The 15,244-nt window shown below is 29.4% G+C and carries 15 protein-coding genes; 14 read left to right on the forward strand and 1 reads right to left on the reverse strand.

What is annotated here, in order from left to right:
• The first annotated feature begins 58 nt into the window (after positions 1–58).
• From ACQKNX_RS08085 to ACQKNX_RS08110, 6 genes are all read left to right on the forward strand, one after another.
• A complete protein-coding gene (locus ACQKNX_RS08085) occupies positions 59–724 on the forward strand; it encodes a hypothetical protein (protein ID WP_427428445.1) in 666 nt (221 codons plus the stop codon).
• Between the two features lie 2 nt (positions 725–726).
• The gene (locus tag ACQKNX_RS08090) at positions 727–969 is read left to right on the forward strand and encodes a hypothetical protein (RefSeq protein WP_427428446.1); all 243 of its coding nucleotides are present in this window, start codon (positions 727–729) and stop codon (positions 967–969) included.
• A 3-nt stretch (positions 970–972) separates the two neighbouring features.
• Positions 973–1,293 (forward strand): hypothetical protein, encoded by a 321-nt coding sequence (locus ACQKNX_RS08095; protein WP_427428447.1) that lies wholly within the window; start codon positions 973–975, stop codon positions 1,291–1,293.
• A 150-nt stretch (positions 1,294–1,443) separates the two neighbouring features.
• Entirely contained in the window at positions 1,444–1,644 is a 201-nt protein-coding gene (locus ACQKNX_RS08100) for a hypothetical protein (RefSeq protein WP_427428448.1), read from the forward strand.
• Positions 1,645–1,793: 149 nt separating this feature from the next.
• Complete coding sequence (locus ACQKNX_RS08105) at positions 1,794–2,237, forward strand: hypothetical protein (protein WP_427428449.1); 444 nt, start codon at positions 1,794–1,796, stop codon at positions 2,235–2,237.
• Positions 2,238–2,538: 301 nt separating this feature from the next.
• Entirely contained in the window at positions 2,539–3,675 is a 1,137-nt protein-coding gene (locus ACQKNX_RS08110; protein ID WP_427428450.1) for a hypothetical protein, read from the forward strand.
• Positions 3,676–5,286: 1,611 nt separating this feature from the next.
• Here ACQKNX_RS08110 and ACQKNX_RS08115 read toward each other — a convergent pair.
• Positions 5,287–5,493: a hypothetical protein gene (locus ACQKNX_RS08115; RefSeq protein ID WP_427428451.1), complete on the reverse strand. Its 207-nt coding sequence runs from the start codon at positions 5,491–5,493 to the stop codon at positions 5,287–5,289.
• A gap of 387 nt (positions 5,494–5,880) precedes the next feature.
• On the opposite strand from ACQKNX_RS08115, the gene ACQKNX_RS08120 reads away from it, so the two are divergent.
• From ACQKNX_RS08120 to ACQKNX_RS08155, 8 genes are all read left to right on the forward strand, one after another.
• Positions 5,881–6,117 (forward strand): hypothetical protein, encoded by a 237-nt coding sequence (locus ACQKNX_RS08120; protein ID WP_427428452.1) that lies wholly within the window; start codon positions 5,881–5,883, stop codon positions 6,115–6,117.
• Between the two features lie 201 nt (positions 6,118–6,318).
• Positions 6,319–8,967, forward strand: a complete 2,649-nt coding sequence (locus tag ACQKNX_RS08125; protein WP_427428453.1) for a hypothetical protein — start codon at positions 6,319–6,321, stop codon at positions 8,965–8,967.
• Positions 8,968–9,195: 228 nt separating this feature from the next.
• Positions 9,196–9,543, forward strand: coding sequence for an HU family DNA-binding protein (locus ACQKNX_RS08130; RefSeq protein WP_427428454.1), 348 nt, complete (start codon positions 9,196–9,198; stop codon positions 9,541–9,543).
• 205 nt (positions 9,544–9,748) lie between these two features.
• Positions 9,749–9,940 (forward strand): hypothetical protein, encoded by a 192-nt coding sequence (locus ACQKNX_RS08135; protein ID WP_427428455.1) that lies wholly within the window; start codon positions 9,749–9,751, stop codon positions 9,938–9,940.
• Positions 9,941–9,951: 11 nt separating this feature from the next.
• Entirely contained in the window at positions 9,952–11,184 is a 1,233-nt protein-coding gene (locus ACQKNX_RS08140; RefSeq protein WP_427428456.1) for a hypothetical protein, read from the forward strand.
• Positions 11,185–11,499: 315 nt separating this feature from the next.
• Positions 11,500–12,615 (forward strand): HNH endonuclease, encoded by a 1,116-nt coding sequence (locus ACQKNX_RS08145; protein ID WP_427428457.1) that lies wholly within the window; start codon positions 11,500–11,502, stop codon positions 12,613–12,615.
• A gap of 39 nt (positions 12,616–12,654) precedes the next feature.
• Positions 12,655–13,485, forward strand: a complete 831-nt coding sequence (locus ACQKNX_RS08150; protein WP_427428458.1) for a hypothetical protein — start codon at positions 12,655–12,657, stop codon at positions 13,483–13,485.
• A 10-nt stretch (positions 13,486–13,495) separates the two neighbouring features.
• On the forward strand, positions 13,496–15,244 hold the full coding sequence (locus ACQKNX_RS08155) for a hypothetical protein (protein ID WP_427428459.1): 1,749 nt from the start codon (positions 13,496–13,498) through the stop codon (positions 15,242–15,244).

Genomic DNA, 15,244 nt, shown 5'->3' on the forward strand with positions numbered 1-15,244 from the left:
ACTAACCCATAAACAATCAGTTATTAAGGCTAACATTAAATCTAAGGAGATGAATATAATGACAACTTTAACGATTACAAATAAATTCGATTTAATCATTGATCTTTTTGCAGAGGCATCGACAAGTGTCAACTTCGTAAAGTCTTACCGTGATATGTCGCCAGAAGAACGTGTACAGGTTGATAATGAATTTATGAACCAACTTATCAAACATAAAGTGAAGATCAATGCAAGCGAATTAGAAGCGTTTATTAGTGAGTATCCAAATAGCTATATCATCCCTATCCTATCAGACTATACAACAAATAATCATTTTGCTCGTTTATCTGAAATTGATATTACTGCAAATACAATTAATGAGCGTAAAGGTCAAAAAGTAACTATTCTAAAGTTTAATGATTTCGGCTTCCCTATTGTAATTCATACGACTATTACAAGTGCAGAAAATAAACCGTATGCACAGTATAGCGAGTCATTAAATATTATTCACAAACCGAAACGTAAAAGAACTAATTACAGAAACATTATTATAGGTAGTGAACAAATATCGATTTATGATGGATGGATTGATATAGATAACAAAGCCAGTCATACAATTAGTACTGATAAGGATGTTACCGTAACTCAATCTATGTACGGTTGTTTTGATCCTAGCTTTATTACCGATGCAACAGCGACAACAAATAAAGAACCTTTTGCAAGTTTAAATATTAAGGAGGCTTAACCATGTCAAATATTAATGTGAAAATTGTAACTGAAACAGCTTCTATAATGTTGACGAAAGACAATACAATGTTAGATTGTGTATTCATTAATGAAATGTTTTTTCACTCTTTAACATTAACTGAACAATTAATGATTGCTAGCGTATATAAAGAAACTTATAATGCTACTGGTTGCCTTTTCACTGCTAAAGAAAAGACAGAGCATACTATTATACAATTACAATCTAAGTTGTTGACAGTGTAGCTTATGACTACACGTAAAGAGTTTCACGGTCACATTAGTTTTATGGATCGCTTACTCATCTTTAAACAAAGTATTATAGATAAAATAGATGAGCATTCCCCTCCCTTGCAAAATAAAGCTAAGTTTGAAAAATGGAGATGTGTACCGCTTCAACAAGGTTTAAATGTACAATATATAACGGCTAGTGAATATGATATAGAAGAAACCTTAAAAGGTTTGGCATTGCTAAATGGTCAAGTGGTTGAATTGATTAGAAAGTCAGATACAGAATATAAGGTTACATTTAAAAATAACCGAGTGTATAAGATAATTAAATACTTTTGAGTAGTTAAAAGTTATAAGTACTCTTTTTTGTCGTGAAATTTAATTAAATAAATAAACAATAAAGTATTGTTTTTTATATTGTTATCAGTTATACTTAATTTAACAAATAAAACAAGTGCTACCTAGTAGCCATAAAGGGGATCATTAATCATGATGAACGCAACTACAACTTTTAGACAAAAAAATAAAACTCGTTTCTTTTTAGAAAAAGTAAGCCCTCAATCTTCAGAAACTAGAATTTATGACAATGTACGCCTATGTAATGTTGCACACTTCTCTAATACATGGGACAAGGAAGAGAAAATAGAATATGTAGAAAAGCTAAACAAAAAATACAATTGTGAAATCTAATAATTGATTTAAATCAAAAGAGTGTCCATTGATACTCTTTTTCCTTTCTTAATAGTTGCATTTTATTTAAATAAATACATAAATAACTTGAAATATAATTCAGATATTGTATAATAATACAAATACATAAATTAAAAGGAGTTTTTATAATGACTAGAAGAACAAAAGAAGAAATGTTTAGAATGAAAAATGACATTACATATTATTTATTACAAACAAAACTTAATCCACATAATGCACATGAATTAATGATTAAAGAGCATTTAGAAAGTGGTCGAATGATTCCCTACTATATCAAAGGAGTAAAGGATTTTATCAGTGTTTCACAGGATTTAGCTTTAGAATTAAACAAAGAAGAGTTAATGCGAAAGAAAGATAAAGAACAATATAAACAAAAGCAAGATACAGTAAGTTACATTCTTGAGTTATCATTAGAAGAAATAAAACAAATATATAAAGAAAGTAAAAACAAAATTCCTAAACATGAATTCTTAGAATTGCACACACTCTTAATGATTAAAGCAGTCGAAGGAGAAGTTAAAAAGAATGATGTAAATACTACACTAGTTAATCTATTCCAAAGGATATCGTAAATGAGAGCCAATACGGTTCTCTTTTTCTTTGTCTGCTATAACACTCTCAAACAATTTGAATCATACAACTACCCTACTCATCTTTTAATATGTGTATTTTATTTAAATAATTATATATATCTTGACTAGCTACTTAATACAATGCGAGATATTATAGTATAGGGAAATTTAGAGCCACTTTAACCGTGGTTTCTTTTTGCGTTTAAATTATAAAGAAAGGGATGATATTTATTTGAATAGGATTTGAGATGATAAATTACACCGCTTCCCTACCCTGCTACATAAATTACATAAGAAAAGGATGATTAATATTAAATTAGATAACATTAAAGTTGGAGACGTATTTAAGAACTACAAGGAATTGTGTACTGCATTAGATGAAATAGTTAAAGGTGGAGACAGTAAGAAATATCAACTCATTGATTGGGAAAGGTATTTCACTTATGATAAACAAGGTAATAAATTTATAATAAAAGAAATACATGAATCGGTAAAAGCTAAACAGGATAATAGGAAAAGTAATAACCTACTTCCCTTTATTGATGAAATGGAAATACTTCTATTGGATTTATTAATAAGGAAGTACGATAATCAAACAGTATTATCCAGTAGTAAATTAATGTTAGAGTTATGTATAATTAATCCTAACTATCACAAGTACTTCATGGATCGTAGCAAGCTATCTAAAATGTTAGATATGGATATCGGTTACGTTATAGACTTTTATGATACAACCAATGCAACGTTTAAGAGTGCATTGAATACAGTCACCAAACGTTTAACGAGTAAGAAACTACTAATACATGAAACAGTCATGATGGTTAAATTTATTGATACCTCTATTCAAATAACCCCTACTGGTCATGTGAATTTTAATGATGTATTTGCTTATGATGAAGCTACTGATACATATATAAATAAAAATATTAAACCTAAAGAGATATACAGACCTGCAACAGACGAAGAAAGAGAATATATATTAAAAGTTGAAAGGTTTATACTGGAGAGTAAATATAAGGCAGACAATATACAAGAGGTATTTTTAAGTGGTAAAATAAATAATTATTATCAAGATGTATCAGATATACTGCTTAAGAAACTAAATATCAAGAAAGCATATAAAGCAAACAGATATACATATGATGTAAATGAACTAGCTAAACAGAAACACAAATTATTATCTAAGTATCAATTGCGAGAAACACAAGACCAACTCAATTTAAAAGTTAGGTTAAGGATAGATGAAAATAGCAATAAGCGATATGAAAAAGCAATAGAACAATTAATAAAGCTAGGTCACACAAAGAAAGAATATAGAATAGAAAATGACTACGTTGATAATATTAATACTATAGGTAACAGCCTAATAGATATACATAATGGTGATTCATTGAAGGTTGATATAGTAGAATGTGAAGTGTTAGATAGTCTATTATAAAAGTTGACACTTTTAGACCTCACTACTATATATTACTAATGGTTCTGAAACTGTCAACAATTATAAAAAATAGATGAATCGTGACTATACATTACATAGTAGCAAGGTGTTACTTTATTTTAAAAAATAATTAAATAATTACATAAAACTTATTGATTTTATATGGATGGTATTGTATAATTAAGATAGATAAAGGAAAGGAGTTGAAAAACAGTGGATATAGAACATGTTATCATGATTGCGGGTTCTCTAGTGGCAATCTTAAAAGGAATTACTTCTTCCTTAAAAGACATACACGATATGAGGACAAGCAAAAAGCGACTTCCTTCTAAGCCTCAGCAAAAGCAGAAGAAGAAAAGTCGCAAGTAGTACGAAGGGGGAAACCCCTTCTCTATTGATAACATATTAACATATCCGCTTACATTATGCCAAACAAAATCGGTTATTTAAACATATTTTTTATTCTATTCATTCCGTTCATGATGTATCAATGGATTGACTTCAGCAATTTGAGTGCTCCAGATTGGATTGTAATTGGCTTGTATTGTGTTGTAGTACTATTATTTATAGTTAGAGTTGTAATTGTAATTAAACGAGGTAAGGATGTATAGAGATGATGAATAGTGAATTGATACTTGAGTAGCCGTATCGGTTACTCTTTTTTTGTTGGATGGATAGGAAAAGTTATACACAATTATAGTTAGTTATCAACAGGTTATCCACAACTTATAAACAGGTAGGAATGTTGGATGCTGTAATATAAAGACCTCGACCACACACGAACTGTTATATATCGAATATAACAAATGTATCCACCACTGCTGATTTATATAAAGTTAAAATTGTGAATTAGTAATATTATAATTATCCAGTATAGTACGTACATATGTTCGTATTATGTAGTAGTGTTAAGTAGTGTGTAGTGGTATATAGTGGAAATTATAAGGTAAAATAATATACATTATATCCTTATAGACACTGGATATGGGGGGGGTATGTTTACATCTTGAAATATTTAATGGTCATGGAATTGTCTGCTACCACATCTATCCACAGACCGTATCAAATATTTCATCACTATTTCCCCTCTCTCAACTTTAATAATCCAATATACCTAAAATTAGTACAACTTACCTATTTTCAATTATTCATCTTACTCGTTTTTGTATTCGTAAAATATCGTACATATCCATATAAATACTACATATTGCACACTAGGAATATAGTCACGATTCATCTGTTTCAACCTAATTCCACCCTATTTATCACTCTATAACCCTTATAAACATTGTATATTTACGAGTAAAGTTACACGAGTATATATCCCCTACTCATTTGAAAAGCTCATATAACCATATAAACATTGAGTATTATCCTAACTTTCATCAATATTTGATCTCACAAAAATAGCTCGAATATTAACGATAAGTCCATGTATATACCCTTATGATCATTGAATAATTCAACTATAAATCAGTCAAATAACACGATGATTCACGAATAGATACTTTTCCCTTAGTAATCGTCAATTCGAGCTTAAATATATATGAAGTTTTAATAAATAATCAACCTTAGTGATTCACTGATAATAAAATTCCTACATTTATAATATTAATTTGATATAAAATTATCTTTATCTTCTATCACTCTTATTGTATATTCCAATATTTTAGATTTAGGCAGATCATCTTTAGCACACATTGCTAATAATTGTAGTGAATCCTCTGGTCTAGTTATAGATAATTTACTTATTAGTGTTAGCAATATAGCAGAATTTTTATCATCATCTTTCAAACTTACTATTTCCATGTTTTTCATAATTATTGCCACTCCTCTTTAACTATATTTAATATAATTATTGGTAAATTTTCTATAAAATGCAATAAAAATTACCAAAAAATATAGATTTTTCTACATTATTACCTGTGTAGTGAATTTATAATTTACCTCATTTCAACTCCAATTTTATATATATATTATCTACTATCATATGTCTGACATCTTTGAGAGTTACTTATATATCATACAACATTTGATAAAATATTTCTAACACATAACTTATAATTCAACAGATTTCGACAATATATTTACATTTAATAGAAAATAAATTTATTTTAATCTACCACTGTCACTTTAAAAATTTATGGGATATTATTAGGATGTAAAATAAGAAAATAAATACATAATATAAAGGAGAATTAATCAATGATGAAGAATTACGAAACAATTAACGCAGAGGTATTTGAAATGAATAAGGCTAAAGGAGATCATTTTAGTAACTATGAAGTAATGCATTATCTAGAGGAAGTTATCAGTATGCATATGAATAAAGATTATGAATTAGATGCTTACAATGATATTAAACATTATGGAAAAGTTAAACGTAGTCATTTGAAGAAAATTAAGCGAAATATGTTTAACTTACATAATGAAAAGTTTTAATAAGAATACATATTGAAATTATATTACTTGGAAATCATACAGCGTTGTAAGATGAGTTATGGCACTCAATATAGAGAGATTATTAAGTCTTCTTAAGTCAATTGGAATTAATTAAAAAACGTATGATGAAATAGTTGAAGTTAAGTTTTAATAATAATTTTATAAATACATAATTCGCAGTTTGAAGGGAGATTTGATTTATTGACAAACGCTTTAGAAAAACAAGTTTACATATATAGCATTGGTACAGAGTGCTTCTATACAGATGCAGAGTATAAAATACATAAGAGATTATTGAAATGTCATATGCTAAAGAAAAGAATCAAAACTGAAATCGATAAATGCAATGATAACAAAAATATAATAAATAAAGAATTAAACGAATTAAGAGAAAAAAATGACAGTCTTGAAAAAGTTCCCGAATTATATGTTTATGAAAAATTACTTAAAATGAGACTTAAAGAACTACGTAAAAGAAGCAAAGTTGTAAATGATCACATTAAACTTAATAAAGAGAAGCTAAAGAATGGATTTGGTAATTTCAAAGGTGTCCGTGAATTAAATAATGATACCTTAAATAATAATAAGAAAATTGGAATGTTTGACTCTGCTTTGACTCGCACAATTGGAATGAAAGTAAATGAATTATCCACTGACTTATTCGTTATTAGAGCATTTTATTTCGAGATACTTAATAACATCATTAATGATGGTTTTATTTATAACGGAGAGAAATACATTTATTTCTCTTCTAGTGCAGGTCAGATCAGAACTAAGAAAGCTGTATTTATTAAAGAGAGTCTATGGGACAGTCATGAAGGTGCATTAACCTGCGGACTAAGTATTAAAGAGATAAATGATAAGGGTGGATGTAATGTTAATAAACTTTTAGCTTACAAGGCTTTAACTGCTTCAGCAAGTGTAAAATGGTATGACTTTGATATCGATAAAACTATTGTTGTGCCAGACTTAGAAACAAGCGTTAATGCCCTATTTGACTACATTGACAGAAATACATATGAGATAACAAGAAAAATGAGAAGTGTAACAATTGAACATACAGATGGATGTGGGATGATTTTACCAAAGAAATCTAAGAAGTCATTTATGGTTAGGTTACCTTATGTGAAAGGTTTACTAGTCCCCTTCCCTTTTGATGATTTCGTCAAAGAAGATAACAGAAATACTAAAGTGAAGGATATTTACGGTAAGGTATGGGACATCATTGAAGATGATATTCAAGTAATATTCACTAAGTCTCAATTTAAAATGAAGTCATATTATGATGATTGGGATGATTATAAGAAAAGATTTAAAGATAATAAATGCCAAGCTGTAAAATTGAATGAAGAAGATATCGGAGAAAATGCCACACTTAATTATCAAATGCTACAAACATTAACTGATATTACAGATAAAGAATTAAAGGTACTAGTAGAGCCTACTGTAAAGGATATTTTATCAATAGGAGAAGATAAAGATACTATGCTTAGAGTTCTAGGTGCGACGAAAAATAATAAACGTAAAAATTATTATCAGGAATCATTAATGTTGTATCCAGAAATGTTAAACGACGAACATTCAAAAAAGATAATTAAAGATAAGAAGAAGTCTATGGTGAATGATGCTAGAGCAGGTAAATTAAGAATCAACGGAAAATACATTTATCTAGTCCCTGATCTCTATGCTTTTTGCGAAAGACTATTTTTAGGTATAGAAAATCCAAAAGGACTACTTTCAAACGAAAATGTCTATTGTAATGTTTATGAAGAAGGAAAAGTAGATATACTACGTAGCCCGCATCTGTACAAAGAGCATTGTATAAGAAATGTAGTAAAAAATGAAGAAATGAAAAAATGGTTTGTTACTAGTGGTATTTATACTAGCATTCATGATCCAATATCTAAGATTCTTCAATTTGATAATGATGGTGATAAGGCATTAGTTATTCAAGATGATTTCTTCGTTGATATTGCCGAAAGAAATATGGATGAAATTGTACCACTGTATTATGAAATGGAGTCAGCAAATCCTCAAGATATTAATAATGAAAACATTTATGATAGCTTAATATTAGCTTTCAAGGCTAACATTGGTGAAGTAAGTAATAATATTACTAAAATTTTCAACTCATCAACCTCAATTGATTTAACAGTTGTGAAGTGGCTAACTGCTGAAAATAATTATATAATTGATTTTGCTAAAACGCTATATATGCCTAAACGTCCTAAAGAGGTTGAGGATAGAATCCTGAATTCTATTAAAGGTAAAGTTCCATACTTCTTTATGGAAGCAAAGAAAAAAGAAAAGATTAATGTTGAAGCGATTAATTCAAGTACAGTGAACAGATTAAGGAAAGTCATTCCTAATAGAAATATAAAATTTGAAAGTGTCGCAGGTATCTTTGATTATAAATTGTTAATGAGTAAAGATATTGAGTATGTAAATAGAAAAATTGTGTGTACATATAGAAAATTAGATCGATCTAAAAAGTGGTTAATTAGAGATTCTAATATGAAAGATAGAAATGAAGGACTACTTTATGTATATAAATACATTAAAGATGAATTATCGAAGATTGAAAAAGATGAAAATAAAATTGCTAACGTTTTAGTTAAGGAGCTTTATTACAATTCCAACTCCCCCAATAAAGACACTCTATGGAATTGTTATGGGAACATCTTATTAGATAATATTCGTGAGAACCTGAAGGGAACTAAACAATGTGAATCTTGTGGTATCAGAATTGTGCTTGTTAATAATAAGGTTAAATACTGCGACCAATGTGCTAAAGAAATTAATAAAGATAAAACCAAAAAGAGAATGCGAAATTCTAGAATAAATGTTTGAAATAGAAATCACTTTAAGTATTGATATACCAACAACTGACACATATTTGAATGTACTTAAATATTACAAAACGTTGTTATATCAACGTTCATAGGTGTTTTTGAAGAATTATCGTTAAAGGAAGAATAAGCTAAAGTACAAGTAATAATGGTAATTGTCTTCCCTCTTTATTTTTATAAAAATAAATACATAAAACAAATTTGTATGGAGAATAGGAGAAATTAAATTATGACAAAATTAAATGTAACAGAATTAAGCAAACTAACAAAAGAAGCATTAGAGGTAAAGGGTATTGAATTAGATACTAAGAAATCTAAAGCTACAGTAGAAACAGTATTTGAAATTATTCGTGAACAATTAATTGAGGGCAATAACATCGATATTCACAACTTTGGTAAATTAGAAAATAAGACACGTTCGGCACGTAAAGGATATAATCCTAAATTACTTAGTGAGTTAAAAGAACAAGGAGTTCCTGAAGCAGAAGCTAAGAAACAAGCTGAAATTGACATTGTTGAAAAACGAGCATTAGGCTTCAAACCTCTGGGTAAATTAAAGAAACAACTTAATCCTTAATTTTCAATACATAACGTAATCGTACAAACGTTTTAAATACAATATGGAGTTAGAGTTAGGGTTCTCCCCTACCCTTCTCTATTCTTTATATTTCAATTAAATAAATCCATCTGTATAATCCGAACAATTAGTTCCTTGAAATTTTGCAGATGGATTTATATTTTTACTTTAAAAATTACATGTGGAGAACAGGAGAATATAAATTATGGCTAAAGAAAATAAAGGATTCGGTTTTAATGGAGAATTAACAAAAGAAGATGGTAAGTATTTTATTACTGAAACCGTTAAAGGCATAGAATCAACTTATGATTTATCAGCAAAATTAGATGAATTTCTAAATAATCATGTAGCTGTGTCAGGTAAATTAGAAACTGCTATTGAACCAATTGAAGATTAAGGAGTGATTGAATGACTTCTTATGATTTAAAGCGTAAAGAATCAGAGAGTTTCAAAGATTATCACGTCCGATTGTACTCTAATTTAGATACTTACAGTATTTCTTCTGATGATGCCACAATTCTTTTAAATAAAGAATACGGATCTAATTATAGTGAATCTAAATGGCGAAAGGATTACGGTCAGTATATTAATTGGAAAGATTATATCGAGTCCAAATTAACTGGTGAGAGTGAATTACCTTCATATAGACAAGCAAATGAAATCAAAGGTGACGGCACTCGTTCATCTGACAAGCTTATTCGTATTGGTGAAGGTGAAAATTTAGATTCTAATGCGATGCTAGAAGCTCATGGTTTCAATATTGAAGAATTTGAATTAGTGAATGCTAAAAATTCCATTTGGAATCAATCAATTGATAAAACCTTATATTCAAGCAAAATTACAGTTAAGCCTAAGACAGTTAAATTTGATATCAATAATTTTATTGAAAAGATGAATAAAGAAATTAAACCTATACATATTAAGCAACCTACTGAGTCTACAGATAGATTATTAGTAATTCCTTTTGTAGATTTACACTTCGGCATCAATACATGTGAATATTATCAGAAGAAGTTAAATGAAACATTAACTTGGATGGAAAGTAGAAAATTCGATACTATCTATATCCCTATCGGAAACGATTTACTTCATAATAACGATCATAACGGTAAAACTGCCAATGGTACACAAATCGAAACGGTAGATATGGATAAAGCGACTGAAGAAGCATACTCATTCTATACCATTATTTATGAAAATGCTTTAAAGAACGCTAAGAATGTAGTATCAGATTATATTCCAGGTAATCATGACTCCGATATTTCTTGGATGTTCGTTAAAATGTTATCAAAGCAGTATCCACAAATTAAATGGGATACATCTAAAGAAATTAAGAAATTATTTAAATGGGAAAACATATTACTAATTAACCTACATGGTGAAAAAGGATTAAATCGAGTTAGTAAAACTCTGTTAACGGAATATCGTGATTATGTAGTAGGAGCTAAAACAGTTGAAATACATAGTGGACATATTCACGCAGAACGTGTTAAAGACGAGTTTGGCATTCTGGTACGTACATTACCTACTAGTGCTAAAACTGATGATTGGCATAGAGATATGAGCTTTGAAGGATCAGTTAAAACTAGTCAAATATTCGAGTATGACAAAGATAAACTAAAGGATATTCATTACGTATAGGTATTACATATGAAAAATTTAATATTTGAAGTAAGATTTACGATGTTCTTATACATACAGCAGTCGAAAATTTTATTAAAACGGTTATTTTATATAAATTAATAATTACATAGTTATATTCATAAACAACTCTTCTTTTAGCATATCTAATAAGGTTACTCCCCTTTCCTTCGTAGATATGCAATAAAGCAGAGATGCTATTGAGTAGGAATATTAGGAAGTCATGAGCCTAATATGAGTGTACACATTCCTTATACTCCCCTACTCTTTTTATTTTTTAGGAATAAAAATACATAAAGGAATGATGTATGAAGAATGGCTAAGAAATTCAGTTTTGAAGAAGTGAAAGCTCACTTTGAAGCTAATGGATGCATCCTTCTATCTAAGGAGTACATTAACTCTAAGACAAGTTTATACTACATTTGTGAATGTGGAGAAAAAAACTTTATTAAATTTGAACTATTTAAAAAAGGAAGCAGATGTAGGAAATGTAGCTTTATAAAAACGGCAAATAAAAAAAGAATTGGATATAAAGAAATTAAAAAGATATTCGAAGAAAAAAGTTGCATCCTTATATCTCAAGAATATAAAAATAACAAAGAACCATTAGAATACATATGTAGATGTGGCAATTTAGCTACGTCGTCCTTATTAGGATTTAGAAAAAGTGGTAAATGTACTAAATGTGCGAATAATCAAAGAATGAGTTACGAAGATGTAAGTAGGAAGTTTAATGATGCAAATTGCATATTATTGTCGAAAGAATACATAAACAAAAACACTAAATTAGAATTTATATGTTCGTGTGGAGAAAGACACTCAACTACTTTGAGTTCATTTTCAAAAAGTTTGAGATGCTATAATTGCAGGAATAAAGCTATTGGCGAATCAAAACGTCATTCATATGAGTATGTAAAGGAAGCTTTCGATGAAAAAGGACTAACTTTACTATCTAAAGAGTACATAAAGGGATCAATGTTATTAGATTACATATGTGTTTGCGGTAAACAAGGCAAAATAAGATTCAACGATATGCAAAAAGGTGTAAAGTGTAGAGATTGCAGTAATAAATATTTATCTGAACTTTTTTCTGGTGAGAATCATCATAATTATAATCATGATTTATCAGAAGAAGAAAGATTAGATAAGCGATCTTATACTGAATATAGATTATGGAGAAATCAAGTGTATGAAAGAGATGATTATACTTGTCAATGCTGTAAAGATAGAGGTTATTCAATAGTAGCTCACCATAAAGACGGATATCATTGGTGTAAAGAACGTAGAACAGATATGGATAACGGAGTAACTTTATGTGAAGATTGTCACTTACTTTTTCATACTTTATACGGTAGAAAAAATAATACAGAATATCAATACAATGAATTTGAGAGCAAATACATAAATGGTGAATTTAGAGATGTCGTATAAATGATGTCTTTTTTATTTTGTAGTAAGGAGGTTTTAATTTTGGATAAGATAACATGTAATTGTTGTGGAAAAGAAAAGAAGCCTGAAGATTTCTATTCATCCCCCTCTAAATTCATGAAGTATACTGGTAAAGTTGGAGTTTGTAAAGTCTGTATATGGAACTATGTAGAACCAACTGAAACAGACAATTACAATATTGAAGTAGTTAAAGATGCACTTAGAATGATAGATAAACCCTACATTCAGGATTTATGGGAATCTGCTATAAGTGAAGCAGAAGCAAGAAATACTAAATCTAACTACTTCAAATTATATATGAAAAATATTGCTATGCCTCAAAACATCTCATTATCTTGGAAAGACAGTGATTTTGCATCTACTAACAATGATAATGCAGTCAGCACAGAGCCTAGTGGAGCAGATATTGAAAATGACTTCAATGACAAAGATGATAAAACGTACAACAAGAAATGGATGGGTGAGTACTCCCCTTCAGAAATAGATTATTTAGAAGGTTATATTAACGGACTACATAAAGATTTTAAAATTGTTACAGAAAATCATAAGGATTATGCAAAGAAAATAGCTAAAGCTAGTCTACATATGGATAACTGTTTCAGAGATGTGCTTGAGGGTGTAAGTGGAGCAGATAAGCGTTATAAAGATGCTAAAGATGTATTTGATACACTTTCTAAATCAGCTCAATTCTCCGAAAGTCAACGTGGGCAAAATGAGGTTGGATTAGGATGCTTTGGTCGAGTATTTGAATTAGTTGAAACTAAAACATTTATTCCTGAACATATCCCTACTGAACAAGATGACATCGATAAAATGTTAAATGACTTTGGTCACATCTTGAAATCATTGTGAGGTGAATTGAATGTCATCTTACAAAAACTATAGTAATAAAAGTAGAAAAATAAAAGATAATAACTACAATGACTTCGACAATTCAGCTAGTTATGATCCTGCAAAATTAGAAGAAATAGACATTGAAGAATGGGTCAAGTTTATATCATATTACCGTTACTATGTAGATGAATTCGCAATTAATATCTTAGGGTTGAAGTTATATCCTTTTCAACGTGTAATTTTACGAGCAATGGCTAGACATGAAGAATCAATGTTTATAGCAAGTCGTGGATTAGGTAAAAGTTATCTCTCAGCCGTATTTTTCATTTGTATCGCAATACTTTACCCATCAGTAAAATTAGGGATAGCATCAGGCAAAGGACAACAATCCCGTAACGTAATTGTCCAAAAAGTTAAAGGTGAATTATATAAAAATGAAAATGTTAAACGAGAAATCGAGAATATTAAAACAGGTTCAGATGACTGCTCTGTAATTTTTAAGAATGGTTCGGAGATACGAGCAATTGTATTAGGGCACGATGGTGAAAATGCTCGCTCATGGAGGTTTTCGCAGATTTTAATCGATGAAGCACGTTTGGTTTCAGATGACATAATATCCGAAATTTTAGTGCCGATGACCAAGACTAGGCGGAATACTGTCATTAACCTGTCTATGATTTATGGGGATAAGTTGCCTATCGAAAAAGGTAAGATTATCTATATTTCATCTGCATATTTAAAAACATGTAACTTGTACCAACGCTTCATGACTCACTATGACAGTATGATGAAAGGTAGTAAAGAATATTTCGTTTGTACTCTCCCTTATCAAGTAGGAGTAAACGCAGGTATTTATTATGAAGATGACATATTAAAAGAGAAATCTAAACCTAGTATGACATCAGATAAATTCGCATACGAGTATGAGGCAGTTTTTGTTGGAAATAGTAACGATAGTTATTATCCATATGACTTAACTGAAAGTGTGAGGAATTTATCTAAAGCTGAAGTTAGGCAACCTAAGAAAGCAATTAATTCCTATGTAATTTCTCATGACGTAGCTATTTCAGATAGACCTGATAGTGATAATGCTTGTACTTCAGTTATTAAGATCAAGGAAAAACCCAATGGCTCTTTAGTTAAAGAATTAGTTTATATGAAAACCCATAACGGTATGTCGTTACCAGAACAAGCTAACTATCTACGCAGATTACTTTTGAAATATGATAACACTATTAAATTAGTAATTGACGTTCGAGGGAACGGTGAGGCATTACCTTCTTTGTTAGCTGAGACTTGGGAGTATACTAATGATAATGGAGAAGTTATAGAGTTTCCTCCTTTGATTCCTGACGGAGAAAATGCAAAAAGGTACTCCAATATCAAAAATTCAGTACCTCTTATAAGAGAAATTTCTGCAACAAATCAATTAAATAACTCGATGTACACTTACATGAAGACTTGTTTCGAGGATAAGAGTATAAGGTTACTTGTTAGTTCTGCACTTGTAGATTCTGATTATAAACAAGGTAAGATTACTGATGATGAATTCAGCGCACACATTAATACTGACTTATTAGTTCAAGAAATGAGTAACATTAAACAAGAGATTAGTGGTCATAGTAATATTCTATATAACAGGATTGCTAAAGGCACTAAGCGAGATCGTGTTACAAGCTTAGGTTATGGAATGTACTTTATTAGAGAGCTAGAAATAGAAAATAAAAATAAAACAGACAATGTTTACGAAGAAGACGATGATATTGTCTATTACTGA

It is taken from the genome of Lysinibacillus sp. NPDC093712, from assembly GCF_050280025.1.
Taxonomy (GTDB): domain Bacteria; phylum Bacillota; class Bacilli; order Bacillales_A; family Planococcaceae; genus Lysinibacillus.